Raw genomic sequence first — 25,742 nt, forward strand, 5'->3', positions numbered from 1 at the left:
GACCATCGCGCCCACCGCGAACCTTGGTGCACGCCCGACACGTTCGCCATCGGCCGAAATGCGTATTAGCCCACGTACCTGCCTTTCCGGTTCAGGCCAAGCCCTCAACCACCGACCACGTGATCCTGGTCACCGCCACATCCGCGGGTCTTGCGACGGGTCGGCGTACATCGGCGGGCAGCCGTCCACGATGGCCTCTGGCCGCAGTTCGTAGTGCCAGGGCTCGTTTCGGTAAATCTGGCACAGCCCGTATTCGGCGCCGTGCTCGGACAGCCACTTTCTGGCGTCGGGAGGCCAAATGTCCACCGCGTTCCCGGACACGTGGGCGGACTTGTCGGGCGTGGTCACCCATCGGGCGGCTTCCTTTTCCGAGCCGTGTTTCGCGACCGCTTGCCGGAGCAGGTGTTCCTGGTAACGCGGGGAACGCCAGCCGCCATTGACGAAGATCTCGACCCCGTCGTCCGCCGCGGCGGTGGCGGCTCTACGCAGGGCGGCGAGCAGACCGGGATCGAGGTTGGCCACTGCGGGAGTCTCGTCGTCGAATACGCTCACCGGCTCGGGGACAGCGCCATGCGCCTTGCCCAGAACGGGCCGGACAACCGATGATGACGTCGCGGGAATGGGGGCGGGACGGGCCGCTGTTCGCTCGCTGTGGGACATGCCGCCAGTCAAGGCGACCGGGTGTTGCCAGCGCGTACCCGGTTTTCGATATGCGGGCGATATGGGCGTGGTCGTAGCATCGGCGAGCATGCGTGTGCTGATTGTCGAGGACGAGCCCTACATGGCCGAAGCCATCCGCGATGGCCTGCGCCTGGAGGCGATCGCGGCGGACATCGCCGGTGACGGCGACACCGCGCTGGAACTGTTGAGCGTCAACGCCTACGACATCGCCGTCCTCGACCGCGATATCCCCGGCCCGTCCGGCGACGAGATCGCCCGAAGCATTGTCGAGTCCGGCAGCGGAATGCCGATTCTCATGCTCACCGCGGCCGACCGCTTGGACGACAAGGCCACCGGGTTCCAACTCGGCGCTGACGACTACCTCACCAAGCCCTTCGAGCTACGGGAGCTGGTGCTGCGGCTCAGGGCGCTCGACCGCAGGCGCGCCCACAGCAGGCCGCCGGTGCGGGAGATCGCGGGTCTGCGGGTGGACCCGTTCCGCCGCGAGGTCTACCGCGACGGCCGCTACATCGCGCTCACCCGGAAACAGTTCGCCGTGCTCGAAGTCCTCGTCGCGGCGGAGGGCGGTGTCGTCAGCGCTGAGGAACTCCTGGCGCGGGCCTGGGACGAGAACGCCGACCCGTTCACCAACGCCGTGCGGATCACGGTGTCGGCTCTGCGCAAACGCCTTGGCGAACCCTGGGTCATCGCCACGGTGGCAGGCGTCGGCTACCGCATCGACAACTCGGCCAGCGCCGACAGCGAGGGGGCGGGTCGTGGATAGACAGCCGGGGGTGAGCGTCCGCCTCAAACTGACCCTCAGCTACGCCGGTTTCCTGATGGTCGCGGGCGCCCTGCTGCTCGCGGTCGTGTGGGTGTTCCTGCTGCGCTACGTGCCCGAGGTGATCGCCAACCCGCCGCCGGGCACGCGGCCGTCGTTCGATCAGATGTTCGTGCCCGACCGCTCCGACCTGCTGCGCGCCTTCGCCCCGAAGGCGGCCGCGATGCTGGTTTTCCTGCTGATGTTCGGCCTCCTGGGCGGCTGGGCCCTGGCGGGCAGCATGCTGGCGCCGCTGACGCGCATCACGAACGCCACCCGCCTGGCCGCGAACGGCTCGCTTTCCCACCGGATTCAGCTGGAAGGCCACCAGGACGAGTTCCGCGAACTCGCCGACGCCTTCGACACCATGCTCGCGCGGCTCGAAGCCCACGACGCCGAGCAGCGAAGGTTCGCCGCCAACGCCGCCCACGAACTGCGCACGCCACTGGCGATCACGCAGACCCTGCTGGAGGTGGCCCGCAACGATCAGGACCGCGACGCAGGCGAGCTGGTCGACCGCCTTCACTTCGTCAACATCCGCGCGATCGATCTCATCGAGGCGCTGCTCCTGCTCAGCCGCGCGAACCAGCGCTCATTCAACCGGGAGCACGTCGACCTGTCCCTGACGGCGGAAGAGGCCACGGAAACCCTGCTCCCGCTGGCGGAGAAACGCGGCATCACCATCGAGACCTCCGGCGACATCGCGCCCGCCATCGGCTCACCCGCGCTGCTGCTGCAGATGACCACGAATCTCGTGCACAACGCGATCGTCCACAATCTTCCCGAAAAGGGCATCGTGTGGGTCACCACCAGACTGCACCCCAAGGACGTCGTGCTCACCGTCGAGAACACCGGCGAGACTCTCACCCCGCAATTGGTGTCCACCCTGGCTGAGCCGTTTCAGCGTGGCAGCGAACGCATCCGCGCCGACCACGCCGGGGTCGGACTCGGCCTGGCGATCGTCAAAAGCATCATCGAAGCCCATGACGGAACCCTCACCCTCGCCCCCCGCCCGGCGGGCGGCCTCCGCGTCATGGTCCGCCTGCCCGCCGCCCCCGGCTGACAACTCACCGTCTAGATGATGGGGAAATCAAAATAGGTGTCCGGATAGGGCTCGTTTTTCAGCGTGTAGTGCCACCATTCGCGTTCGTACGATCTGAACCCGCAGTCGGCCATGATGGAGCGAAGGTAAGCCCGGTTGCGCGCTTCGACTCGCGTGATCTCCCGCGCCCCGTGGTGTGAGACCGCGTCCATCAGATCATGGTCGCCGCCCATGGGAGCGCGTTCGCCGCTGGTCAAGTCGTAGAGCGTCAAGTCGACCGTGCTGCCCCGGCTGTGCCCCGACTTGGCGGCCACGTATCCCCGGGTGAACATCTCGGCCCTATTGATGTTCGGATAGTGCCGCTGCTTCGTCCGGCCGTCCTCCGGCTGCCGCGACCACCGGAAGAAGGAGTCCACCGCACGCTGCGGCCGATAGCCATCCCACAGCAGCAAGCCGAAGCCGAGCGCCGCCGCTTTTTCCCGGGCGTTCTCCAGGGCCGCGCACAGGTCCCGGGTGCCGACGATCCGATTCGCCACATACCCGTCCACCGGCTTGCCGGTGAAGTTGTCCCAGGTGGCGTACTTGGCGTCCCAGCGTATCCCCGGCACCATCTCGTCGACGAAGACGAAACCATCGTTCATCGAGTTTTCTCCGACAACGCCGCCGCCACGATCCGGTCGATCACCTCGGACAACGACAGCCCCGCCGCGGCCATCATGCGCGGATAGCGGCTGTAGGAGGTCATGCCCGGAAACGTGTTGACCTCGTTGAGCATCACCGTCCCGTCGTCCTTCAAGAACATGTCGACCCGCGCCAGGCCCGCGCACCCCAGCGCCCGATAGATGGCCTTCGCCGTCTCCTGAACCAGCAAGCGCGTCGCCGCCGGGATGTCGGCGGGCACGACTATCGTGGAGTTCTCCGAACCACTCTCCGGATTCTCCTCCTGATGGATCTTGAAGAACCCGTGCGACAGCCGAATCTGATCCGGCTCGCCCACCATCAGATCCGGATCGTTGCCCAGCACCGCACACCCCACTTCACTGCCCACAACGGCTTCCTCGATCAACACCTTCGAGTCATACCGCCGCGCCTCCGCCACCGCACTCGGCAGGTCTTCTTCCCGGGACACCTTGGTCACCCCGAAAGACGACCCCGACCGAGCCGGTTTCACAAAGACCGGATAGTCCAGCCGACCGGGATCGATGTCCTCCGCCGCCGAGACGACCCAGAAGTTCGGCGTGGCGATCCCCGCGCTGTTCACCACCAGGTAGGCAAGGGACTTGTCCATGCACAGGGCGGAACTTTGGACGTCGCAGCCCGCGTAGGGAATCCCCGCGAGCTCCGCCAATCCCTGCATCGCGCCGTCCTCGCCGAACTTGCCGTGGAGAACGGGCAACACCAGGTCCAACCCGATGGTCTCGTATTTGCCGTCCGCCAGCACGACCAAGCCGCCGACGCCTCGGTCCGGCGCCAGCACGACCGAACGACCGCTGTTTTCCCAGTCCCCGTCCGGCCCGTCGCACAGTTTCCAGGCCCCAGCAGTCGTGATCCCGATCCAGTACGGCTCATACTTCGCGGTGTCGAGATTCTTCGCGACCTCTCGCGCCGACTTGACGGAAACCGGGTGCTCCTCGGAGCAGCCCCCGAACACGATACCGACCTTCAGCCTATCCATGACGCTTCCCGCTTTCAAAGTTCACGCAGTTGACCAGACTGTTCTCGACCATGTCCCGCAGACTGTGGTCCGTGTAATAAGCGATATGCGGCGTGACGATCACATTAGGCAACCGCTGAAGGCGCGCCACCGAACCGTCAAGGACCCCACCCCGGCAGTCGGCGTAGAACACCCCTTCCTCCCCTTCGAGGACATCCAACGCCGCCCCACCCAACCTACCGCTTTCCAACCCAGAGATAAGCGCGTCGGTATCCACAAGCGCACCCCGCCCAGTATTGACGACAAAGGCCCCGCGCTTCATCCGCCCAATACGCCCGCGATCCAAAAGATGGTGAGTCTCCGCGGTGAGCGGCGCATGCAGCGTCACAATATCGCTCCGCTCGACCAACTCATCAAGCGAAACATATTCGGCCCCATCCCGAGGCTGAATATCGTAGGCCAACGTCCGACACCCAAAGCCCCCCAACCGTTCAAGAACCGCCGCCCCAATACGCCCCGTCCCCACCACCCCGACGGTCAGATCACGTAACTCCCGCCCACGCACACCACCGACCCGGTAGTCCTGAGCATCCACCCGCCGAAGAACGGACTTCACATCCCGCACCGCCATCAGCATCAACATCACCGTATAATCCGCCACACTATCCGGCGAATAAGCGACATTGCCGACAACTATGCCAACACTGGCCGCGTACTCCACGTCGATATGGTTGAACCCGATACTCCTGGTGGACACGTACGCCACCCCCACCCGACTAAGCGCAAGAAGAGTAGCGTCGGTAACACGGCTCTTATGCCCAACACTGACGCACCGATTCCCCACGGCCAACTCCACATTGGCCTCAGAAACCGCCGCCTCAGTGACTCTGGCCACCACCCCCACCCGAGGCCCCACGTCCCGAACCAACGCGGCCTCGTCCCACCCACACCCGTAAACCGTGACCCCAACAGGCGGACCAGCCGAGCAGTCCCCAGCCACCGGCGCTACCTCGCGGCGCTCCCCCACCCGCCCCAGTTCGCTGTAGGTCATGCCCCCCAGTCAACCCACCACCACGTTGCCACCACGTATCCATTTTTCAATACACCGACGATATGCACCCCCATACAAAAAACCCTCCCGCTCCACCAGGAGCAAGAGGGCCACCACACCCACCACTACAACCCTGTGCGACCCGCAAGCCCGAAGGACCAGGGAGGACCTTGCTTGATCAGGTCTCTAGACGGTGGCGGCGGTGGTTCGCGGTCTGGATCTTCAGTGTTCAGGGACGGGTCTTCTCCCACACGACTATGTCCAACTCCGCGCCGGACTTGTCGGCCCTTGTTGCCGCGACAGTCACTTTCGCCCACCTCCCTCCGTCTGTTTTGATGCAAAAAGTATCCCCTTCCTCCATCATGCCTTGACCCAGGATGCTGCTATAAAACTCGGTCGCGGACTCGCAGGCGGCGTGGCTGGCTTCCCTCGCAACCGGAGATATGTCACCGGAAGTGTCAACCGAATCATAGACAGCGATTTCACTCCCGTCCGCTCGACCGCTTCGCACATTCCAGTTCGCGGCAGTCGAATCCAGATCGATTGAGTACCCCCTGGAAAGGATGACGTGATCTTCGTGCCGTGTGGCCGGGGCGCCGACTCCCGCAGGCAGCGAGGTTGACGTCCCAGTCGTCGCGGTCGCAGGAGTTGTCGACCGCGAAACCGACGACGACGAACTGCCCGACGCACCACCCGCGGCGTCGGCAGATTTTTCTTTCCCGAGAATCGACGGCACGCCAGCACCGACCAGAGCAGCGCCCAAGACGGTGACGCAGACGGGGAGCAGAAACCCTTTCAAGGTGTGCGGCTGTTGTCGGCCTCGACCCCACCGGTACAAAAGCACGGCCCCGATCAGAACCAGGACGCATCCGGCGATAACGGACGCGGGAAAGGCGCTGCCGACCACGGTGATCACAACACTGGCAACACCGGCGATGCCCCCGGCTACCTGCCATAGGTCTACTGTGTTTTTGTCGATCGCTGGGGGATTCGAGGACTGTCTCGACGGTTCGGACACCTGTTCAGGCTAAGGCACGGGGAAACCAGTTGGCTACCGCTTGGATCACGAAGCGGCTTCTCGGCTTCGATGTGTAAAGAGGACTTACCGGGCACTCTCTTGGTCAGTTCTTCCACACGCGCACAGCGAGAGTGAGGTAGGCGGCATCGAACGAGGCCAGGTCGGCGGCTTTGACACGGAACCAGCCCACGGCGCCTTCGGAGGTGCGGAAGCAGTACTGGTACCCCGCGCTGGCGGCCAAGAGCGCTGATTCACCGCCCACTTGGGCTTCGATCGCGTCCGCGCACCTGGCTTGCGCTTCGTTCTCCGGACCGTTGTCCCGATAGAAGTCCGCGCCGTTCGCGGTCAGCAGGTTGTTGTAGTCGAGATAAAGATCGACCGCACCCGTCGCCCCTTCCGCGTTGACGGCCTTGGGGCTGCCGGTGTCCACGTCCGTCCCGGACCGCCGCACCAGCCGCACCTCAGGCGGCGCCGCTCGCTCGGCGGGCCTGGTCGCGGTGGTCGCCGTGGTCGCAGTAGTCACCGTGGTCGTCGCGGGAGCGCCGGTATCCGAGGTCGGAGCGGCCGAGCTGGTCTGGCGCTCAGGCGGACTGGTTGACGCACCGGTGACCGTGGTTTCCGTCGGGCTGGTCGGCACCGCCGTGCCGTCAACCCTGCTCGGTGCGGACAGGAGCCACACAGCCACGGCCACCAGCACCACGCCTACCGTCAGACTGAGCAACGCCAGCAGGGAGGCGACCCCCTGAGTCTTGCCCCACCCCCGAGCGAAGAGCACACCACCCGACACGATGGCGATGAACGCGGCGATGAGCACCACCGCCGTGGGGCTGTTCGCCCACAGCCCGCCGATACCGACAACATCGGCGGCCAACGCGACAAGCGAACCGGCGAGCGCAGCCCACGTGCCCTGGTGCGACGGCCTACGCTCCTCGTCGCCTCTCACCGACCGCGACGACGGGGGACTCTCGCTACTCACTCACCCTAGATCGTCTCCCATCGGCGCCTCATTACCCGTCACACAGAGAGCCGCGTGGAATCACACAAGCCCTTCGCGCCTGAGTATGCGCGCTCCGCCGCACTCCGCTTAGCGAGAATCTCCACAATGGAAGCAGGGCCACCCCCAATGAGGGTGGCCCTGCTTCATCTCACGTGATTGACGACCTACTAGGAGGCATGGGCTTGAGGCCGATGTTCTAGCAAGCCCTTTAGGGTGGAGCTGAGGGGAATCGAACCCCTGACCTTCTCGATGCGAACGAGACGCGCTACCAACTGCGCTACAGCCCCGAAGTCGTGCTCGCAGAGCATATCAGCACGCTCGCACGACCCCGAAATCCGGGGGGTGGTTCACTCCCCCACCGCTCGGCGGTAAGCCGGTGTGCCGGGCTCGCCGAGTTCGTCGAACCAGGGGTCTTCGTCGTCTATGTCGACCACGACGGCTCCCGGGTGGACGACGCGGGGGGTGACGGTGACGACGGGGTGTTCGCGCTGCGGCGGCTCGTCGTCGTCTTCGTAGGTGTCGTCGGCCGGGCGGGCGTGGGAGCGGCGGACCGAGTTGAGGCGGGCGAGTCTGCGCTGCCTGATCTCTTCCTCGATCCGGACCTGCCTGCGGAGGTAGGTCAGGTAGCCGACGAGGCCGATGTCGATGGCGCCGTGCGCCCACCACAGGGTGGGCATGGCCACACCGGCCAGGACCGCGGTGACCAGCGCGCCGATGATCATCAGCAGCACGACGCGCTGGCGGAACGAGTACTTGGCGCGGGCGGCGCGGGCGGCGGCGTCCGGGTCGAATCCGCCTCGGCCCGGGCGGTACCGGCGGGGTTCGCCGGAGATGGCGGCGAGGTCGTCGCCGTGGTCGTCGTCGGGGTGGTCGGCCAGCTCGGCGGCCACGCCGTCGGCGTCGCGCATGGCGAAGTCCTCCCGGGGGTCCTCGACCTCCTCGCGGAGGTCGGTGTCCTCGTCGTCCAGGTCGAGCGAGCTTCCGCTGCGCACGACCCGTGCGGCCAGGGCGGAGTCCGCCGTCCTGGCGATTTCCTGGCGCTTGCGCACGACCATCGGGACGAGGACGACGAGCCATGCGACGACGAGCGCGACCACGATCAACGAGCTAGGCATGTCCCGGCACCTCCCCCTGTCGTCTCCACCCGCGTGCTGCGTTCGCCACGTTAGTCACAACAGTCACACGCATGGCGGAGGCGCGCCGACTGCGCTCCCCCATTCGGGTAGTTCGCTTGTGGACCGTTCCCCGTAAGGGGGAGGGCAAACTCTTTACCGGAAGATCGGCGAGAATTTCACGGAAGGGCCGCTTTCCCCTGGGCGAGCAGCAGCGGCACCAGGCCGGTTCCGGTGTCCTCTGTGGTCACTGCGAGGCAGAGGTGGTCACGCCAGTCGCCAGCCACGTCCAGGTAGCGGCGGAACACGCCTTCCTGGCGGAATCCGAGCTTGGCGAGCACTCGGAGGCTGGCGGTGTTCTCCGGCCGCACGGTGGCCTCGATCCGGTGCAGGCCCGCGGTGGCGAAGCAGTGGTCGACCACCATGGCGACGGCCGCCGTGGCGACCCCGCCGCCCACCACGTCGCCCGCGACCCAGTAGCCGACCCACGCCGAGCACAGCGAGCCGCGAATCACATTTCCCACCGTGATCTGCCCGGCGAACTGCCCGTCCACGGTGATCACGAACGGCAGCGACAGCCCGCGCCTGCCCAGCGCGCGCAGCGTCGACCACTGGCTCGGCCAGGCGACCGAGGCGTTGCGCTCGGCCCAGGTGCCGGGCGCGGACGGCTCCCAGTTCTCCAGGTGGGCCTGGTCCCGCAGCCGGGTCCGGCTCCACGCCCCGCCGTCGAAGAAGCGCGGCTTGCGCAGGGCGACCTCGCCCGCGGGCACCCGCAGCGGCCCGAGCCGGGCTGGCCAGCCCGGGTGCCTGCCCGGGAACCGCGCGCTAGCCACGTTGGGCGAGGAAGGTGACCCGCACCTCTTCGCCGACGGCGACGTCGGTGGTCTCCTCGTCGACCAGCACCAGGCAGTTGGCCTCCGCCAGCGAGGCGAGCAGGTGCGAGCCGGACAGGCCCAGCGGCTGCACCAGGTACTCGCCGTTGGTCTCGTCGCGCAGCAGCTGCCCGCGCAGGAACCCGCGGCGGCCCTTGGTCGAGGTGATCGGCGACAGCAGCCGCGCGGTGACGACCCGGCGGTGCGGGTTGCGTTTGCCCTGCACCGCGCGGATCAGCGGCCGCACCATGACCTCGAACACCACCAGCGCGCTCATCGGGTTGCCGGGCAGCAGGAAGGTCGGCACGGCGTCCGGCCCGAGCCTGCCGAAGCCCTGCGCCGAGCCGGGGTGCATGGCGACCCGGGTCAGGTCGATGTCGCCCAGTTCGGTGATCGCGGACTTGACCTCCTCGGACAGCTCGCCGCCGACGCCGCCCGCGATCACCACGATCTCCGACAGCACGAGCCTGCCCTCCACGACCTCGCGCAAGCGCTTGACATCGCTGGAGACGATGCCGACCCGGCTGACTTCCGCGCCCGCGTCCCTGGCCGCGGCGGCCAGGGCGTAGGAGTTGACGTCGTAGACCTGCCCTTGCCCCGGCGTGCGGTCGATGTCCACGAGTTCGTCGCCGAGCGAGATGATCGACACCCGCGGCCTCGGGTAGACCAGCACCTTGGACCGCCCCACCGCCGCGAGCAGCCCCACCTGCGCCGACCCGATGACCGAGCCCCGCCGCACCGCGACGTCGCCGGTCTGCACGTCCTCGCCGGTCCGCCGCACGTACGCGGCGGAGGGCACCGGCTGGTGCACCGCGACCCGCGCGTGGTGGCCGTCGGTGTAGGCGACCGGCAGCACCGCGTCGGCGAGCGTGGGCAGCGGCGCGCCGGTCGCGATGCGCACCGCCTGCCCCGGCTGGAGCCTGCGCGGCTGGCGGGACCCGGCCGCGATCTCCCCGACCACCGGCAGCACCACCGGCTCCACGCCCGCGGCCTGGGTGTCGACGCTGCGCACCGCGTACCCGTCGACCGCGGCCTGGTCGAACCCGGGCAGCGCGCGCTCGGCCACGACCTCCTCGGCGCAGAGCAGGCCCTGCGCCTCGGAGATGGCGACCCGCACGGGAGCGGGGCGGACCGCGGCCGCCAGCGCTCTGGCGAGTTGCTCGTCGACTGACCTCATCCGGTTACCTTTTGTTCGTCTACTCGCCGTCGATACGGTCCCGCAGCCACGCGCGCAGGCCCGGCCCATACTCCGGATGGTCGAGCGCAAAGTCCACGGCGGCACGCAGGAAACCACCAGGATTGCCCAGGTCATGCCGATCGCCTCGGTGCACCACGACGTGCACGGGGTGCCCTTCGGCGATCAGCAGGGCGATGGCGTCGGTGAGCTGCAACTCGCCGCCCGCCCCGGGGGTGATCCGCTTGAGCGCGTCGAAGACCGCCCGGTCGAGCAGGTACCGGCCCGCGGCGGCGAAGGTCGAGGGGGCCTCGTCGGCCGGTGGCTTCTCCACCATGCCGTTGACCTTCTTGACGTCGTCGTCGCCGGTGTCCTCGACGTCGAACACGCCGTAGGCCGAGATCTGCTCGCGCGGGATGTCGAACGCGCACAGCACGCTGCCGCCGAACGCGGCGCGGACCTCGGCCATCCGGCTCAGCACCCCGTTGGGCAGCACCAGGTCGTCGGGCAGCAGGACGGCGACGGCCTCGTCCTCCGGGCGCAGATTCGGCTCGGCGCAGCCGACCGCGTGCCCGAGCCCCAGCGCCTGCTCCTGGATCGCGGTCTCCACCGCCAGCAGGCCCGGCGCGCGCCGGACCTTGTCGAGCAGCTTGGTCTTGCCGCGCGCTTCGAGGGTCTTCTCCAGTTCCGGCTGCGGCCGGAAGTACTCGGCTACCGCGTCCTTCCCTGGGGAGGTGACGATGACCAGGCGCGACGCGCCTGCCTGCGCCGCCTCGGCGGCGACGTACTCGATCCCCGGTGTGTCCACCACCGGCAGGAGTTCCTTCGGCACGGCTTTCGTGGTCGGCAGGAATCGGGTGCCCAGACCCGCGGCGGGCACGATGGCGGTGGTGAATGCGGTCGACGCGCTCATGGACATGGAGCCTAACCTCGTCATGTGGCCGGGCCTGGGAGTGATCTCGAAGCTACGCGCGCGTGGACCAAGGACCAGTGGCGCCGGGCGCTGCTCGCCGAGCGGCGCCGGGTGCCCGCGAGCGTCCGGTTCGCCGAGGCGATGCAGCTCACAGCGCTGCTGACGAACGGGCGCGTGGTGCGCCGCGGCCAGACCCTGTGCGCGTACGTGCCCATCGGGTCCGAGCCCGGCTCGGTCCAGATGCTCGACGAGGTGGCCGACCACGGCGTGCGCATCCTGCTGCCGATCGTCACCGGCCGCGGCCCCGGCCCGCTCGACTGGGCCTGGTACGACGGCCGCGAGCACCTGCGGCCGGGCCCGTTCGGGCTGCGGCAGCCGATCGGCGAGCGGCTCGGCGAGACGGCGCTGCGGATCGCGGATGTGGTGCTGGTGCCCGCGCTGGCGGTGGACCGGTCTGGCACGCGGCTGGGCCGGGGCGCGGGCTACTACGACCGGTCGCTGTCGATCGCCGCGCCGGACACGCCGCTGGTGGCGGTCGTGCGCGACCCGGAGCTGTTCGACGTGCTGCCTGCCGAGCCGCACGACGTCGCGGTGACCGGCGTGCTGACGCCCGGCCGTGGGTTGTTGCGACTGCATTGATCCTCCACACGGGTGTGACCTCTGGCGGGAATGTTTGCGCTGCGCGCCCGCGTTGACGCAGAATTAGTTAGCACTCAGGCCGACCGAGTGCCAGGTTCTGAAAGGGAGCCCTCCGTGCCCACGTACCAATACGCCTGTACGGCCTGCGAGCACCGCTTCGAGGCGGTGCAAGCGTTCACCGACTCCGCGCTGTCCGAGTGCCCGGAGTGCACCGGTCGGCTGCGCAAGCTCTACGGCTCGGTGGGTGTGGTGTTCAAGGGCAGCGGCTTCTACCGCACGGACAGCCGGTCGGGTGGCAAGAGCGGGTCCACGGTGTCGAGCACCGCCGACTCGTCGTCCGCCAAGACCGAGTCCTCCAGCAAGAGCGAGTCATCGTCGGCTCCTTCCACGTCTTCCACGTCGTCGTCTTCGTCGTCGGGTTCCTCGTCCACCGCCAATAGTGGCGGAGCGACGGCCAAGGCGTCCTGAGTTATCCACAGGCTCCGAAGTTATCCACAGGCTGAGCGCACCGGGTTCCCCAAGGTCTCGATTTCCGCCTAACGTCGAATCATCACCGATTCGACCTGGGGGAACCCGATGCGCCACCACGACCTGTCCCGCCTGCGCGTCCTCGCCGCGCTGCCCCGCGCCCTGACTCTGCGCCGCGCCGTCGCCGTGGTCCTGGCATTGCTGGCCGGGTTGCTCGCGATTCGACCGGCACCCGCGGACGATGCGGTCCCGCTGCTCGTCGCCGCCCGCGCGCTCACGCCGGGGGCGGTGCTCGCCGCGACCGATGTGCGGGTCATCCGCGCTCCACCGGACGTGCGTCCCGCGTCCGCCCTCACTGATCCGGCGGACGCCTCGGGCCGCGTGCTCGCGGGCGCCATCGATGCGGGCGAGCCGATCACCCGCGTGCGTCTCGTCGGCGCGGAGAACACCGCGGGCACCCTCGGCCCCGACGCCGCCGCGGTTCCCGTGCGGCTCGCCGACCCGGGCGTGGCCGGTTTACTGCGGCCCGGGTCGCGGGTCGACGTGGTCACCGCGAACCCGGACGACGGCCGCGCCGTCGTGCTGGCGAGAGACGCCGCGGTCGTGACCGTGCGCCCGGAGGAGGGGGGCGACCGGCGCGGCAGCCTGGTGCTCATCGCCCTCATGAGGGATTCCGCGACTCAGGTGGCGTCAGTCTCACTGGGACAACCGGTGACGGTTACTCTCCGATAGCCGGTTTAGCTCGGACGGTCCCCTGCCGTCCTACCGAGAAATGGAGTGCGCACGTGCTCAAGGGCTTCAAAGACTTCCTGATGCGCGGAAACGTCATCGATCTGGCGGTGGCCGTGGTCATTGGAGCCGCGTTCACCGCGGTCGTCACCTCGTTCACCGACGGGCTGATCAAACCGCTGATCAATTCGGCGGGTGGCTCGAACGCGGCCGACGGCCTCGGTTTCCGCATCATCGGCGACAAGTCGTCGACGTTCCTCGACTTCGGCGCGGTGATCAACGCGGGGATCAACTTCCTGATCGTCGCCGCGATCGTCTACTTCGTCATCGTCTTGCCCGTGAAGCACATCCAGGAACGCCGCAAGCGCGGCGAGGAGGCGGGCCCCGCCGAGCCCACCGACGTCGAACTCCTCACCGAGATCCGCGACCTGCTCCGCCAGCGGCAGAGCAGCTGACCTCGATAGGGATCGGATTCCCTGTCCCGGTGCTCCCCACTTGGAGCAGGGAATCCGCCCCCTGCTTGTTCGCCCTGCGGAACCCATTCCGGTGAATCAGCACTCAGCAGGTTCACCACCGAAAGGAGAAAGGATTTCACAAGAAGAACCCGCGGATCACGCGGCATCACAGATTCAGGCTGCCGCCCTCTGAAGCCCGGTTAGTCCGATTCGCCTATGTTCTGGCGGCCGCCGTTCCGGTTCGTCCATTGGGGACGGTGCGGGCATCGCAGGCCAGTGGGCTGTCAGCCCCCGTGGTGGGGCGGGCGGTTGCGCTCGTACCAGTCGTCGGAGGCCAGCGGGGTGGGGTCGCGTTCGTCCGCGGTGGTGTCCGGGAGAACGTCGCCGAAGATCTCGTCAAGGCTCGGGGGCCGTCGAGGCTTGCCCCCGCCGGGAGGCGCGGGCGTGCTCTCGCATCCCCCTGCGGTGAGGCGGGCAGCCCCCCGCCCGCCCCCCGAAGCGGAGCCGCCGCCTGGGCTGGGGCGGTCTTCGGGGGTGGGTGGCTCCGCCTGCGGCGGGCCGCCGCTCGGCGGGGTGGGGTCGTCGTCTCGGGTGGGCATGGGCTGGGTCAGTTGCCGTCGAGGCCCGACAGTTCGCCGATCACGTAGGGAACCAGGGACGACAGGGTGGCCATGCCGTCGCGGACCGCGCTGCGGGAGCCCGCCAGGTTGACGACGAGGGTGCTGCCGGAGACGCCGACCAGGCCGCGGGAGACGCCCGCGTCGACCGCGCCCGCCGCAAGGCCGGACGAGCGCAGGGCCTCGGCGATGCCGGGGATCGGGCGGTCGAGCACGCCCTGGGTGGCGTCGGGGGTGACGTCGCGGGGGGAGACTCCGGTGCCGCCCACGGTGACCACGAGGTCGGCGCCGCCGATGACGGCGGTGTTGAGGGCGTTGCGGATGGCGACCGTCTCACCTTCGACGGAGACGACTCCGTCAACGATGAAGCCTGCTTCTTCGAGCAGTTCGGTGACCAGCGGTCCCACGTTGTCGTCGTGCTCCCCGTGCGCCACCCGGTCATCCACGATCACGATGAGAGCCCGGCCGAGCCGCTGCGCGCTGCGTTCCATGGGGTCAACCGTAGTCGTTTGGGGCGGGCGGATCCGATGGAGGTGAGGCGTGTCCGCGTGGTGCGCGCGGGTGGGCGGAACCTGGCGGCAAACCTGACGGAATTGTGACGGACTGGGCGGGTGCGGGGCAGTGGGGTCGCGGCGGCCATAGCGTCGGGGGCATGCGAGTACTGATCACCGGTGGGGCCGGGTTCGTCGGGTCGCACGTGGCGGACCTGATGGCCGAGCGCGGGCACGACGTCGTGGTGGTGGACAACCTGCTGCCCAAGGCGCACGGCGGCGACGAGCCGCCCGAGTGGGTGCGGGCGCACGAGTTCGTGCTCGGCGACATCCGCGACGGCGACCTGGTGGGGCGCTTGCTGCGCGGGGTGGACGTGGTGTGCCACCAGGCCGCGGTGGTCGGGCACGGGCTGGACCCGTCCGACGCGCCGGAGTACGCCGCGCACAACGACTACGGCACGGCCGTGGTGCTCGCCGCGATGCACCGGGCCGGTGTTGGGCGACTGGTGCTGGCGTCCTCGATGGTCGTCTACGGCGAGGGCCGTTACCTGTGCGCCGACCATGGGGTGGTGCGGCCGGGTCGCAGGCGGGAGGCGGATCTCGCGGAGGGCCGGTACGAGCCGCCGTGCCCGGTGTGCGGGGCGGCGCTGGAGTCCGCGCTGGTGCCCGAGGACGCGCCCATCGACCCGCGCAGCACCTACGCGGCGACCAAGGCCGCCCAGGAGTACCTGGCGTCGGCGTGGGCGCGGCAGACCGACGGCCACGTGTGGGCGCTGCGCTACCACAACATCTACGGCCCGAGGATGCCCCGCGACACCCCTTACGCGGGTGTGGCGTCGCTGTTCCGCTCGGCGCTGGAACGCGGCGAGGCGCCGACTGTCCTGGAAGACGGCGGCCAGCGCCGCGACTTCGTCCACTCGACCGACGTGGCCCTGGCCAACGCCCTGGCCTGCGAGAAACCCGGCGCCCCCGGCGAGACCACCCCGGTCAACATCTGCTCGGGCACTCCCCACACCGTCGGCGACCTCGCCCGCGCCCTGTCCACCGCCCGCGGCGGCCCGGCCCCGGTGATCGTGGGCGGCGCCCGCCCCACCGACGTCCGCCACATCGTCGCCGACCCCGCCGCGGCCCGCGCCCTGCTCGACTTCCACGCCCAAGTCCCCTTCGACGCGGGCGTGACCGACTTCGCGACCACCCACCTCCGCGCCCCGGTCACAACCGTGTGAGCAGTCCCCACCACCACTGCCTGCCCCCGGCGACCTCCACCGCCACCACAGCCGTCCCGGGAACATGGCGGCACACGCGACCCTGACCGCTCCGGCTCCGGCTCCTCCGGCTCCGGCTCCGGCTCCGGCTCCGGCTCCGGCTCCGGCTCCGGCTCCGGCTCCGGCAAACGCCATCCCAGGGAACCGCTGACCGTCAATACCGCTGACCACTGCCACGCCAAGTGGCGGTGCCACCTTCACCTGACATCGCCAGACCAAGCAGGCGGCCCCGCCGCGGCAAGATCACCCCGCCCCCGCCAAACAAACCCCACCCGCCCTGGGGGCCGGGCCCTGCTCCAGTCTATCGGCGCAGGTCAGGGGTGGGAAGAGGGTGACGGCTGCCTGTGGATAACTCGGGGGTAAGCAACCCGTTCGGGGCACTCGCCCAACGGCGGGATGCCTGTCGGTCGGTTTCGTCGTCTCGGCGATGCGATGCCGGTGAGTGGCAAGCAGGAACCCGGCCAGGGGCGGTGTGGGAGAACCGGTGACCACGCCTGTCTCCCTCGGTACGGGCGTGGCCGCCGGTCAGCCTGCCGCCAGGGGCAGGCGGACTTCGAAGCGGCAGCCGGGGCCGTGGTTGCGGGCGGCGATGGCGCCGTGGTGGGCCTCGACCAAGCCCTTGGCGATGGCCAGGCCCAGGCCGCCGCCGGTGTGGGCGCCGGGGGTGCGGGCGGCGCTGCCGCGGAAGGCGACGTCGAAGACGCGGGCCAGTTCGGATTCGGGGATGCCGCCGCAGGCGTCCTCGACGGCGAGCAGGGCGTGCGCGCCCTCGACGCCGACTTGGACGGCGACGGTGCCGTCCGGTGGGGTGTGGCGGATGGCGTTGGACACCAGGTTGCATACGACGCGGGCCAGTTCCGGGTCGCTGCCCAGGACGATGGGCCACTGTTGGGCGCTGGTGCGGACGCGGACGCGTTTGCGTTCGGCCATCGGGACCTGGGCGGCGAGGGCGTCGCTGACCACGTCTTGCAGCGGCACCGCCGACAGGGTGAGCCGCAGGGCGCCCGCGGTGATCCGGGACAGCTCGAACAGGTCGTCGACCATGGTGGACAGGCGGCGGGTCTCGCCGCCGATGCGGTTGGCGTAGCCGGAGACCTCGGACGGGGTGGCGACGACGCCGTCGGCGAGGGCCTCGGCCATGGCCTGGATGCCCGCGAGCGGGGTGCGCAGGTCGTGGCTGATCCAGGCGACGAGTTCGCGGCGGGACGCCTCCGCGGCGCGTTCGCGGTCGCGGGCCTCGCGTTCCCAGACGCTGCGGGCGGCGATGCGGCGGCCGAGGAACACCGCGACGGGGACGGTGACCAGGGTGACAAGCAGGCACACCAGCAGGGTCGTGGTGAGCATCGTGGTGAACATGAAGCCGCTGACGCCGACGACGCCGGTGATCAGCGCGGCGACCGGGACCAGCACCAGCACCGTCATCGTCGTGGACAGCGACCCGTTGCGCAGCAGTCGCAGGAGCAGCGCGCCGAGCAGCACGACCGGCAGCACCAGGGCCAGCGCGTAGGGCAGGATGTGCAGCGCGTGCGCCAGCATCTGGCTCAGTGTCTCGTCGGGTTCGACCATCACGCGCTCCGGTCGTAGCGGTAGCCGACGCCCCACACCGTGCAGATGCGGGCGGGTTTCGCGGGCACCCGCTCGATCTTCTCCCGCAACCGTCGCACGTGGACGGTCACTGTGGACTGATCGCCGAAGTCCCAGCCCCACACCCGTTCCAGCAGCTGCGCGCGGGTGAACGCCTCGCCGGGGTGGGTCATCAGGAACTCCAGCAGGTCGAACTCGCGCCCGGTCAGCGACAGCTCCGCGCCGCCGAGAGTGGCTTTGCGGGCGGACGCGTCCAGCCGCAGGTCGCCGTCTGCGACCTGGCGGGCCGATGGCGGCGCGGGGGCTTTCGCGCGCCGCAGCACGGAGTTGACCCGCAGGACCAGTTCGCGCGGGCTGAACGGCTTGGTCACGTAGTCGTCCGCGCCCAGTTGCAGCCCGGCGATCCGGTTCTCCTCTTCGCCGAGCGCGGTCAGCATCACCACCGGCACCGCGCCGCGCTCGCGCAGCCGCCTGCACACCTCCAGGCCGTCGATGCCGGGCAGCATGAGGTCGAGCACCACCAGGTCGGGCTCGTTCTCGCCGATCCACCGCAGCGCGTCCTCGCCGGTGGCGGCCAGCGCCACCTGGTGCCCGGCGCGTTCGAGGTAGCGGCGGACGACGTCGGACACGGTCAGGTCGTCGTCGACCACGAGCACCCGCCCGGTCGGTTCGGCCGCTGTCATCGTCCCGCCTTTCACCAGTTCGTCAGGAACACATGGTTCACCACGAGCGCGGTGGCGGCTTGCGCGGCGAGCCACCAGCGGTGCGACCGGGCGGGCAGCAGGGCGGCCGCGGCGATCAGCCACACCGCGAACGGCAGCCAGATGCGCTCCACCTCCGACTTCGACAGCCCGGACACGGTCGCGGCGAGCACCGCCAGGGCGGCGCCGCGCACGATCGCGACGGTGGGGTCGGTGGCGCGCAAGGTGAGCATCGCGGGGGCGGCGCGGCGCAGGCCCGCCACCGCGGCCGGGCCGACAGCCAGCGCGAACGCCGCCAGGTCGGCCCACACCCAGTACCAGTACGGGCGCTCGGCCGCGATGCCCTGGTAGTAGCGGTCCACGACGAGGTGGTAGCCGTCGAGCCACCAGAACCCGGCGAGCGCGAACACCGCGACCACGGCCAGCGCGCCCGGCACGGCCCACGCGAGCACCCGCCAGTCGCCCGCGACCAGCACCACGGCCATCGCGATCGAGCCCATGAGCAGCAGCCCGTACGACAGGAAGATCCCGAACCCGAGCACCGCGCCCGCCGCGACCCACCAGCCCGGGTGGCGGCGGGCGACGCCCACGGCGAGCAGCGCGATCCCGCCCGCGGTCACCCCGGCGAACAGCGCGTCGGCGGACACGCCCAGCCAGACCGCGCCGGGGAACAGCGCGACGAACGGCAGCGCCGAGCGCGCCCGCTGGTGGTCGCCGAGCGCGGAGAGCGTCACGGGGACGGCCACGGCCACCAGGCCGCCGACGAGCACGCACAGCACCGCGGCCCACGCGCCGCCGCCGAGGCCGATCCGGTCGAGCCAGACGAACACCAGGGTCGCGCCCGGCGGGTGGCCCGCGACGTGGGTGATCCACGAGTCGGGCTGGAAGTCGAGGATGCGGCTGGCGAACCCGTCGAGCATCGCGGGGATGTCGGTGATGCCGGGGACGGCGGCGAGATATTCGTCCCGCGAGGTCAGCTGGCCCGCGACGCCACGCTGCCACCCGTCGACCAGGGCGAGGGAGAACGTCCACGCCACCGCCAGCAGGTAGGCGGAGCCGAGCGCGGCGCGCCAGGGCAGGCGGGCGGCGAGCGCGGGCCCCCAGGTGACGGCGGTAATCGCGACCAGGATCGCCAACGGTGTGCCGATTCCGATGTGCGGCAGCCATTCGGCGAGAATCGGCCATTCGCCGAAGGTGTCGGGCGCGCCCGGGAAGTGCTTGTCGCCGTAGAGGCGGATGTCGAACACGGCGCCGACCGCGAAGGCCAGGGCGACGAGCGCGAGCGCGCCCGCCGCTGCGACGAGGTCGGCGCGGACCAGGCGGGACCGGCGGGGCGACAGGACGGGCATGGCCGGAACCTAACGCGGGGCGGACGCGCGCGGAGCCGCCCGCGGCGTTCCGTCAGGAGTCCGTAAGAGATCAGGCGAAACTGATGGCGAGCAGGAAAGCGAGGTAGACCGCGACGGCGAGCGTCGCGGTCCGGTTGAGCACGACCCGGTCGGCGCGCAGCGCGTATTGCAGGCACACCGCGGCCAGCGCGACCCACACGGCGGGCTGCGCCCAGCGCACCACGAAGGCGTGCGCCGCGGTGACCCGCGCGGGGGCCGGGACGGCGAACACGGTCGCGTACAGCACCGCGATTCCCAGGCAGCCGAGGGTGGCGGCCAGCCCGAACGGCAGGCGGCCGGGCCCGCGGAGAAACGCTCGCAACCGTCGCTGGGGCGAAGCCATTGCGACATTCTCCGGGACCGGTGGACTTTACCTTCCGGGAGGGGTCCCCACAGCTGGAGAAGGGATGCCCTAAGGACTCCGTAATACCTGGGTGGATGTCATTGTTTGGTAAGCGCTACAACGGTTCCCGAGCATCCGGCGCGAATCTAGCGTGAACCGCATGGATGACCGGGAAGTAGACGTCGTGCTGCCGTGCCTCGATGAGGCGGCGGCCCTGCCGGGCGTCCTGGCGGCGCTTCCGCCGGGATATCGGGCGATCGTGGTGGACAACGGTTCGACGGACGGGTCGCCGGAAGTGGCGGCGGCGCACGGGGCGAAGGTGGTTCACGAGCCGCGCATGGGTTATGGCGCCGCGGTGCACACCGGATTGACGACCGCGACCGCGGAGGTCGTGTGTTTTCTGGACGCGGACGGCTCACTCGATCCCGGTGAGCTTCCGACGCTCGTGGCGGCCCTTTCGGAGGTGAAACTTGCAGTTGGCAAACGCATTCCGGTTTCCCACGACGCGTGGCCGTGGCACGCGCGGGCGGGAAACGCGGTGCTGGCCGCTCTGCTGCGCCGCCGCGGGCTGCCGGTGTCGGATATCGCGCCAGCGCGCGCCGTGCGCCGGGCCGACCTGCACGCGCTCGGCGTCGAGGACCGCGCTTTCGGCTATCCGCTGGAATTGCTGATTCGCGCGGCCGAGGCGCGGTGGCCGGTGGCCGAGTTCCCGGTCACCTACCGGCCGAGGGCCGCGGGGACGAAGTCGAAGGTGTCGGGCTCGGTGCGCGGCACGCTGCGGGCCGTGCGGGACATGGCGGGGGTGCTGCGATGACGTGCCTGCTGGTGGTGGCGAAGGCTCCGGTCGCCGGGCTGGCCAAGACGCGGCTGAGCCCGCCCGCGACGCCCGCGCAGGCCGCGGACATCGCGGCGGCGGCGCTGCTGGACACGCTGGACGCGGTGCTCGCCACGCCCGGTGTCACGCCGGTGGTGGCGATGACCGGGGACCTGGCCGCAGCCGAGCGAGCCGGGGAGCTGGCCGCCGCGCTGTCCCGGTGCGTGGTCTTTCCCCAGCGCGGCAACGGTTTCCCTGACCGGTTGGCCAACGCGCACGAAGATGTGGCGGACCGGTTTCCCGGGCGGGCGGTGCTGCAGATCGGCATGGACACCCCGCAGGTGACCCCGGCGCTGCTGGGCGCGTCGCTGGGCCTGCTGCGCGCCGGGGACGCGGTTCTGGGCCGTGCGCTCGATGGCGGCTGGTGGGCGCTGGGACTGCGCGATCCCCGGCAGGCCGAGGTGCTGCGCGGTGTCCCCACGTCGCGGCCGGACACGGGAAGCCGAACCCTTGCCGCGTTGCGGAATCTGGGCCTTTGCGTTGCCCCACTGGTCAAACTGTCTGATGTGGACACTATGGCGGACGCGCTGCGAGTGGCCGAGGAAGCGCCGGGGACCCGGTTCGCCCAGGTGGTCGGGCAGCGGCTGGCGGGGGCGCGGCGGTGACCGCGCCCGATGTGTTCGCGCCGGGACTGCTGGGACGGCGCTGCTGGCTCGAACTGGCTGACGGGCAACGGATTTCGCTGCCGGTCGACCGGTGGGGCGCCGCGCCGGACCGGGGCGACGAGGTGCTGCTCGACGCGTGTTCCGGGCCAACGCTGGACATCGGGTGCGGGCCGGGACGGCTCACCGCCGCGTTGACCGAACGCGGAATCGCCGCGTTGGGCGTGGACATCTCACCGGTCGCGGTCGCGCTGACCCGGTCGCGCGGCGCGGTGGCGCTGCGGCGCGATGCCTACGACCCACTACCCGGCGAGGGGCGGTGGCGGCACGTGCTGCTGGCCGACGGCAACGTCGGCATCGGCGGCGACCCGGTCGCGTTGCTGCGGCGGACGCGGGAGTTGTTGTCCCCCAACGGAAGCGCGCTGGTGGAGATCGACCGGCCGGGCCGGGGCGTGCGGGCTGGGCGGGCCAGGGTGAGCCGGGACAGCGGCAGCGGGCCGTGGTTCGACTGGGCGTGGCTGGGCGCGGACTCGGTGCCCTGGGCCGCGGCGCAAGCCGGGTTCGCGGTGCGCTGGACCCAGGAGCACCTGGGCCGCTGGTTCACCGAACTGGCAGCGACATGAGCCGGTTCACCGCCGCCAGCCATGACGAACGCGTCACCTCCCGGGTCGGCGCGTGGCTGGGCGTCGCGTTCGGGCTGTGCTTTCTGACCGGGCTGCTCAGCCACGCCATCCAGCATCCGCCGTCGTGGTTCGGGTGGCCCAGCGCGCCGGTGTGGCTGTACCAGGCGACGCAGGGCGTGCACGTGGTCTCCGGGATTGCCGCGGTGCCGCTGCTGCTGGCCAAGCTGTGGTCGGTCTATCCCAAGCTGTTCGACCGGCCACTGGTCCGCTCGCCCCTGCACGCCTTGGAGCGCGGGTCAATCCTGGTGCTGTCGGGGGCGGCGTTCTTCGAGCTGGTCACCGGGCTGTTCAACGTGGCGCAGAATTACCTGTGGGGGTTCTACTTCCCGATCGCGCACTACGCGGTGGCGTGGATCGCGATCGGGTCGATCCTGGTGCACGTCGCGGTGAAGCTGCCGGTGATCCGGCGCGCGTGGCCCGGCCGCGAGACCGACGCCGACCGGCGGCGGTTCCTGCGGACGACCTGGCTGGGCGCCGGGGTCGCGGTGGTCGCCACGGCCGGGGCGACGGTTCCGTTGCTGCGCGAGGTTTCCGTGCTCGCGTGGCGGTCGAGCGGCGTCCCGGTGAACCGGACGGCGCGGGCGGCGGCGATCGTCGTGCCAGCCGACTGGCGGCTAGAAGTGGTGGCGGCAGCGGGAACGCGCACGTTCACCCTGGCCGACCTGACCGCGTTCCCCCAGGCGACCGAGCACCTGCCGATCGCCTGCGTCGAGGGGTGGAGCGCGTGGGCGTCGTGGACCGGGGTGCGGGTGGCGGACCTGCTGCGCGCGGCCGGTTCCGCCCCGGGCGCGTCGGTACGGGTGACGTCGCTGGAGCGCGACGGGCTGTACCGGGAGAGCACCCTGCCCGGACGACACACCGAGGACCCCGCCACCCTGCTGGCGCTGCGCCTCAACGGCGAAGTCCTGTCCCCCGACCACGGTTACCCGTGCCGGATCATCGCCCCGAGCCGCCCCGGTGTGCTGCAGACGAAATGGGTGACCCGGCTGACGATCGAGGAAGTCCGATGAGGACAGTGCGAATCCTGCTCGGCCTGGCGGGGCTGGCGGCACTGGCATACGGCGCCGCCTTGGCCGCCGACTTCGGGATGGCGTCCTGGCGGGACACGGGGCAGGCACTGGCGTTCTTCATCGGCGGCCCGGTGGCGCATGACGCGGTCGTCGCACCGGTGGTCGGCGCGGTCGGCTTCGTGATCGCCCGACGGCTGCCGCGGGCCTGGCGGGCACCGGTCGCGGCGGGCGCGACGGCGAGCGGCGTGCTGGTCCTGCTGGCCGTCCCCCTGCTGTGGCGGCCGTTCGGCGTGCCGACCAACCCCGGCCTGCACGACCGGAACTACTGGCTGGGCCTGGGAATCGCCCTGGCCGTGGTATGGCTGATCGCGGTGACGACCGCCGTCCTCAGACAACGACGATCCCCCTGACCAGCCCTCCCCACCCCAACGCTCCCCTACCCCGCCCGCGCGACAGCAAACCCCACCCTCCCCGGGGGGCCGCCCCGCTCCAGTCTATCGGGTGTGGGCGGCGGTGGAAGGGGGCGGCGAAATCTGTGGACAAACGCGGCAGATGTGGATGGTGTGGTGGACGAAAACGGGGAACGCTGCTACGTCGCGGAGCGCTGGTGCGGGATCGGGGAGGCCGATGCGGGACCGCAGAACGTCGATGGGGGCGTCAAAGCACGGATGCGAAGTCGCGGAGCGACGGGGGCGCGGAGCCGCAGAGCGGGCGGGACCGGGCAGCACGGATGCGGGGTCACAGAGTGCCGATGCGGGGCCGGGGAGCACGGATGCGGGTCGCGGAGCGCCGGGGCGGGGTGGTCGCGTCGAGGATGGTTCCTGGCGGCGCTCAATACCGGGGCTCACACAGGCGGGACAGACCTAAGGGACCGAGCAAGGGACCGGACTCGAACAGGCGGAGCAGGCAACCGGGGCTCCAGCGGCTGGCGATCCGGCGGCCCTTAAGCAGGCCGGGGGTCCCGCGGCAGGAGCCGCAGGCGGGCGGGCGAGGGGTGGCCGTCCGCATGCGGCTCCTACGGGTGAGCTCCCGCCCTGGGGAACTCGGTCCGGTTCGGGGGCAGCGAACCGGAGGTTGGTCTCGGGTGCGGAGCACCCGAGCGTCTGTGGGTCACTCGGTCTCGACGGGCTGGCCGCCTAGGGTCGCTTCGGCTGTGCGGGCACCGTTGCCGATGACGAGGGTGACTTTGTCGCCGGGGGCCTTGGAGCGGACGGCGGCCACTAGGGCGTCCGAGGTGTCTATGCGGCGGTCGTCCATTTTGGTCACCACCTCGCCCGGTTTGAGGCCCGCTTTTTCGCCTGCTCCGCCGGGGACGACTTCGGCGATGAAAGCGCCGCCTTCCGGGTTGTCCTTGACGGAGACGCCGAGGACGGTTTGGGTCGCTTTTCCGGTTTTGACGATTTCTTCCGCGGTGCGGCGGGCTTGGTCGACCGGAATGGCGAAGCCGATGCCGACGGAACCGCCGCCCGCGCTGTTGCGTGGGGTGTAGATGGCCGAGTTGATGCCGATGACCTGGCCTTGCATATTGACCAGGGGGCCACCGGAGTTGCCCGGGTTGATCGCCGCGTCGGTCTGGATGGCGTCCATGACGGTGGCCTGGCTGCCGTTCTCACCACCGGCCCTGGTGGGGCGGCGGAGGGAACTCACAATACCCGAAGTGACCGTTCCGGAAAGCTCGTAAGGCGATCCGATCGCGACAACGCCCTGTCCGACGCGCAAATCGTCCGAACGGCCTATCTCGGCTACCGCCAAACCGTTCACCCCGGTCGCCTGAACGACGGCGATGTCGGATGTGGGGTCACGGCCGACGATGGTCGCCCTGGCCGTGCGGCCGTCCTGGAAGACCGCGGTGATCTGGCCGCCCTGGGCGGCGGCCTCGACCACGTGGTTGTTGGTGACGATCAGGCCGTCCGCGCTGATGACGAAACCGGAGCCCTCGCCCGCCGCGGCCCGGCCCTCCACCCGCAACTGCACGACGCTCGGCAGGACCTTCTGCGCGACGGCCTCGACCGAGCCCGCGGGCGCCGCCGCGGTCTGCTTCGCCGTGGGGGGCGTGTCCAGGGAGGTGACCGTCGGGGTGTCGGAACGGGAATCGGCCACCAGGTAGCCGCCCACGGCACCGGCCGTGCCGCCGACGAGCAGCGCGAGCACGGTCACGCCCGCGACCATGCTCCGCGAACCCTTGCGCTCGGCCACCAGGGGCGGCTGCGAGCGGTACGGCGGGCCGACCGGCTGGTTCACGTAACCAGCGTGCCCACCTACCGCGGAACCGTAAAGCACCTGCTGGGAAGAAGAGTCTTGGTCACCGGCGGGCCAACCGCCGGGTGACCACGTCTCACCGGAGGAAGGGCCGGATATTCCGGCCCCCGGGGTCGCGGGGCCCTGCCCCCCGCTCGCCTGGGGGCCGGACTCCGACCGGAGGGGGCCCTGCTCCCCATCCGGCGTCCGCGCACCCGACTCGGCCTGGGCCGCTTGCGCGGACCACGGGCTCACCTCGTTCGAGTCGTCGGGCCTGTTCACCGTCATGCCACCACCCTGCGCTGCTCGACTGAGAAGCACCTGAGACCGGCCTGTGGGGAG

29 protein-coding genes and 1 tRNA gene are annotated in these 25,742 nt (G+C 70.2%); 12 read left to right on the forward strand and 18 right to left on the reverse strand.

Annotated elements, in window-relative coordinates:
• Positions 1-129 precede the first annotated feature (129 nt).
• On the reverse strand, positions 130-552 hold the full coding sequence (locus tag ACZ6SD_RS15925) for a M15 family metallopeptidase (protein ID WP_465317681.1): 423 nt from the start codon (positions 550-552) through the stop codon (positions 130-132).
• 196 nt (positions 553-748) lie between these two features.
• On the opposite strand from ACZ6SD_RS15925, the gene ACZ6SD_RS15930 reads away from it, so the two are divergent.
• On the forward strand, positions 749-1,444 hold the full coding sequence (locus ACZ6SD_RS15930) for a response regulator transcription factor (protein ID WP_465317682.1): 696 nt from the start codon (positions 749-751) through the stop codon (positions 1,442-1,444).
• Complete coding sequence (locus ACZ6SD_RS15935) at positions 1,437-2,543, forward strand: sensor histidine kinase (protein ID WP_465317683.1); 1,107 nt, start codon at positions 1,437-1,439, stop codon at positions 2,541-2,543. Before ACZ6SD_RS15930 ends, ACZ6SD_RS15935 begins: the two co-directional genes overlap by 8 nt.
• 11 nt (positions 2,544-2,554) lie before the next feature.
• Here ACZ6SD_RS15935 and vanX read toward each other — a convergent pair whose 3' ends face one another.
• The 10 genes from vanX to ACZ6SD_RS15985 form a co-directional block, all read right to left on the reverse strand.
• A complete protein-coding gene (vanX, locus tag ACZ6SD_RS15940; RefSeq protein ID WP_465317684.1) occupies positions 2,555-3,163 on the reverse strand; it encodes a D-Ala-D-Ala dipeptidase VanX in 609 nt (202 codons plus the stop codon).
• Positions 3,160-4,197 (reverse strand): D-alanine--(R)-lactate ligase, encoded by a 1,038-nt coding sequence (gene vanA, locus ACZ6SD_RS15945; protein WP_465317784.1) that lies wholly within the window; start codon positions 4,195-4,197, stop codon positions 3,160-3,162. The genes vanX and vanA overlap by 4 nt, the downstream gene beginning before the upstream one ends.
• A complete protein-coding gene (locus ACZ6SD_RS15950; protein WP_465317685.1) occupies positions 4,190-5,227 on the reverse strand; it encodes a D-isomer specific 2-hydroxyacid dehydrogenase family protein in 1,038 nt (345 codons plus the stop codon). Before ACZ6SD_RS15950 ends, vanA begins: the two co-directional genes overlap by 8 nt.
• Before the next feature lie 229 nt (positions 5,228-5,456).
• On the reverse strand, positions 5,457-6,245 hold the full coding sequence (locus ACZ6SD_RS15955; protein WP_465317686.1) for a hypothetical protein: 789 nt from the start codon (positions 6,243-6,245) through the stop codon (positions 5,457-5,459).
• A 103-nt stretch (positions 6,246-6,348) separates the two neighbouring features.
• Positions 6,349-7,116, reverse strand: a complete 768-nt coding sequence (locus ACZ6SD_RS15960; RefSeq protein WP_465317687.1) for a hypothetical protein — start codon at positions 7,114-7,116, stop codon at positions 6,349-6,351.
• Positions 7,117-7,456: 340 nt separating this feature from the next.
• A tRNA-Ala gene (locus ACZ6SD_RS15965) sits at positions 7,457-7,529 on the reverse strand.
• Positions 7,530-7,589: 60 nt separating this feature from the next.
• Positions 7,590-8,357 carry a divisome protein SepX/GlpR gene (gene sepX, locus ACZ6SD_RS15970; protein ID WP_465317688.1) on the reverse strand — a complete coding sequence of 256 codons (768 nt, stop codon included), beginning with the start codon at positions 8,355-8,357 and terminating at the stop codon, positions 7,590-7,592.
• 176 nt (positions 8,358-8,533) lie between these two features.
• The gene (locus tag ACZ6SD_RS15975) at positions 8,534-9,187 is read right to left on the reverse strand and encodes a GNAT family N-acetyltransferase (protein ID WP_465317689.1); all 654 of its coding nucleotides are present in this window, start codon (positions 9,185-9,187) and stop codon (positions 8,534-8,536) included.
• A complete protein-coding gene (glp, locus tag ACZ6SD_RS15980; protein WP_465317690.1) occupies positions 9,180-10,403 on the reverse strand; it encodes a molybdotransferase-like divisome protein Glp in 1,224 nt (407 codons plus the stop codon). The genes ACZ6SD_RS15975 and glp overlap by 8 nt, the downstream gene beginning before the upstream one ends.
• 19 nt (positions 10,404-10,422) lie before the next feature.
• On the reverse strand, positions 10,423-11,313 hold the full coding sequence (locus tag ACZ6SD_RS15985) for a UTP--glucose-1-phosphate uridylyltransferase (RefSeq protein ID WP_465317691.1): 891 nt from the start codon (positions 11,311-11,313) through the stop codon (positions 10,423-10,425).
• Positions 11,314-11,337: 24 nt separating this feature from the next.
• Here ACZ6SD_RS15985 and ACZ6SD_RS15990 point away from each other — a divergent pair, with 24 nt between their 5' ends.
• The 4 genes from ACZ6SD_RS15990 to mscL all read left to right on the forward strand — a co-directional run bounded on the left by ACZ6SD_RS15990 (position 11,338) and on the right by mscL (position 13,604).
• Complete coding sequence (locus ACZ6SD_RS15990) at positions 11,338-11,952, forward strand: 5-formyltetrahydrofolate cyclo-ligase (protein WP_465317692.1); 615 nt, start codon at positions 11,338-11,340, stop codon at positions 11,950-11,952.
• A 114-nt stretch (positions 11,953-12,066) separates the two neighbouring features.
• Entirely contained in the window at positions 12,067-12,420 is a 354-nt protein-coding gene (locus ACZ6SD_RS15995; protein WP_465317693.1) for an FmdB family zinc ribbon protein, read from the forward strand.
• A gap of 108 nt (positions 12,421-12,528) precedes the next feature.
• Positions 12,529-13,152, forward strand: coding sequence for a Flp pilus assembly protein CpaB (cpaB, locus tag ACZ6SD_RS16000; protein ID WP_465317694.1), 624 nt, complete (start codon positions 12,529-12,531; stop codon positions 13,150-13,152).
• 53 nt (positions 13,153-13,205) lie between these two features.
• Positions 13,206-13,604: a large-conductance mechanosensitive channel protein MscL gene (gene mscL / locus ACZ6SD_RS16005; protein ID WP_465317695.1), complete on the forward strand. Its 399-nt coding sequence runs from the start codon at positions 13,206-13,208 to the stop codon at positions 13,602-13,604.
• Between the two features lie 284 nt (positions 13,605-13,888).
• Here the strand turns inward: mscL and ACZ6SD_RS16010 are convergent, their stop codons facing one another.
• Positions 13,889-14,203, reverse strand: coding sequence for a hypothetical protein (locus ACZ6SD_RS16010; RefSeq protein WP_465317793.1), 315 nt, complete (start codon positions 14,201-14,203; stop codon positions 13,889-13,891).
• 8 nt (positions 14,204-14,211) lie between these two features.
• A complete protein-coding gene (locus ACZ6SD_RS16015) occupies positions 14,212-14,712 on the reverse strand; it encodes a MogA/MoaB family molybdenum cofactor biosynthesis protein (protein ID WP_091453044.1) in 501 nt (166 codons plus the stop codon).
• A 161-nt stretch (positions 14,713-14,873) separates the two neighbouring features.
• On the opposite strand from ACZ6SD_RS16015, the gene ACZ6SD_RS16020 reads away from it, so the two are divergent.
• Entirely contained in the window at positions 14,874-15,938 is a 1,065-nt protein-coding gene (locus ACZ6SD_RS16020; protein WP_465317696.1) for an NAD-dependent epimerase/dehydratase family protein, read from the forward strand.
• Positions 15,939-16,502: 564 nt separating this feature from the next.
• Here the strand turns inward: ACZ6SD_RS16020 and ACZ6SD_RS16025 are convergent.
• From ACZ6SD_RS16025 to ACZ6SD_RS16040, 4 genes are all read right to left on the reverse strand, one after another.
• Positions 16,503-17,543, reverse strand: a complete 1,041-nt coding sequence (locus ACZ6SD_RS16025) for a sensor histidine kinase (protein WP_465317697.1) — start codon at positions 17,541-17,543, stop codon at positions 16,503-16,505.
• A complete protein-coding gene (locus tag ACZ6SD_RS16030) occupies positions 17,543-18,244 on the reverse strand; it encodes a response regulator transcription factor (protein WP_465317698.1) in 702 nt (233 codons plus the stop codon). The genes ACZ6SD_RS16025 and ACZ6SD_RS16030 overlap by 1 nt, the downstream gene beginning before the upstream one ends.
• Positions 18,245-18,255: 11 nt before the next feature.
• Positions 18,256-19,611, reverse strand: coding sequence for a hypothetical protein (locus tag ACZ6SD_RS16035; protein WP_465317699.1), 1,356 nt, complete (start codon positions 19,609-19,611; stop codon positions 18,256-18,258).
• A 70-nt stretch (positions 19,612-19,681) separates the two neighbouring features.
• Positions 19,682-19,993, reverse strand: coding sequence for a hypothetical protein (locus ACZ6SD_RS16040; protein WP_465317700.1), 312 nt, complete (start codon positions 19,991-19,993; stop codon positions 19,682-19,684).
• Positions 19,994-20,153: 160 nt separating this feature from the next.
• Here ACZ6SD_RS16040 and ACZ6SD_RS16045 point away from each other — a divergent pair, with 160 nt between their 5' ends.
• The 5 genes from ACZ6SD_RS16045 to ACZ6SD_RS16065 are packed head-to-tail and all read left to right on the forward strand — an operon-like array spanning position 20,154 to position 23,572.
• Positions 20,154-20,807 carry a glycosyltransferase family 2 protein gene (locus tag ACZ6SD_RS16045; protein ID WP_465317701.1) on the forward strand — a complete coding sequence of 218 codons (654 nt, stop codon included), beginning with the start codon at positions 20,154-20,156 and terminating at the stop codon, positions 20,805-20,807.
• Positions 20,804-21,472: a TIGR04282 family arsenosugar biosynthesis glycosyltransferase gene (locus ACZ6SD_RS16050; protein ID WP_465317702.1), complete on the forward strand. Its 669-nt coding sequence runs from the start codon at positions 20,804-20,806 to the stop codon at positions 21,470-21,472. The genes ACZ6SD_RS16045 and ACZ6SD_RS16050 overlap by 4 nt, the downstream gene beginning before the upstream one ends.
• Positions 21,469-22,092 carry a class I SAM-dependent methyltransferase gene (locus ACZ6SD_RS16055; protein WP_465317703.1) on the forward strand — a complete coding sequence of 208 codons (624 nt, stop codon included), beginning with the start codon at positions 21,469-21,471 and terminating at the stop codon, positions 22,090-22,092. Before ACZ6SD_RS16050 ends, ACZ6SD_RS16055 begins: the two co-directional genes overlap by 4 nt.
• On the forward strand, positions 22,089-23,162 hold the full coding sequence (locus ACZ6SD_RS16060; protein WP_465317704.1) for a molybdopterin-dependent oxidoreductase: 1,074 nt from the start codon (positions 22,089-22,091) through the stop codon (positions 23,160-23,162). The genes ACZ6SD_RS16055 and ACZ6SD_RS16060 overlap by 4 nt, the downstream gene beginning before the upstream one ends.
• The gene (locus ACZ6SD_RS16065; RefSeq protein ID WP_465317705.1) at positions 23,159-23,572 is read left to right on the forward strand and encodes a hypothetical protein; all 414 of its coding nucleotides are present in this window, start codon (positions 23,159-23,161) and stop codon (positions 23,570-23,572) included. Before ACZ6SD_RS16060 ends, ACZ6SD_RS16065 begins: the two co-directional genes overlap by 4 nt.
• A gap of 700 nt (positions 23,573-24,272) precedes the next feature.
• Here the strand turns inward: ACZ6SD_RS16065 and ACZ6SD_RS16070 are convergent.
• On the reverse strand, positions 24,273-25,688 hold the full coding sequence (locus ACZ6SD_RS16070; RefSeq protein WP_465317706.1) for a S1C family serine protease: 1,416 nt from the start codon (positions 25,686-25,688) through the stop codon (positions 24,273-24,275).
• Positions 25,689-25,742: the final 54 nt, after the last annotated feature.

It is taken from the genome of Actinokineospora sp. NPDC051303 (assembly GCF_055586285.1).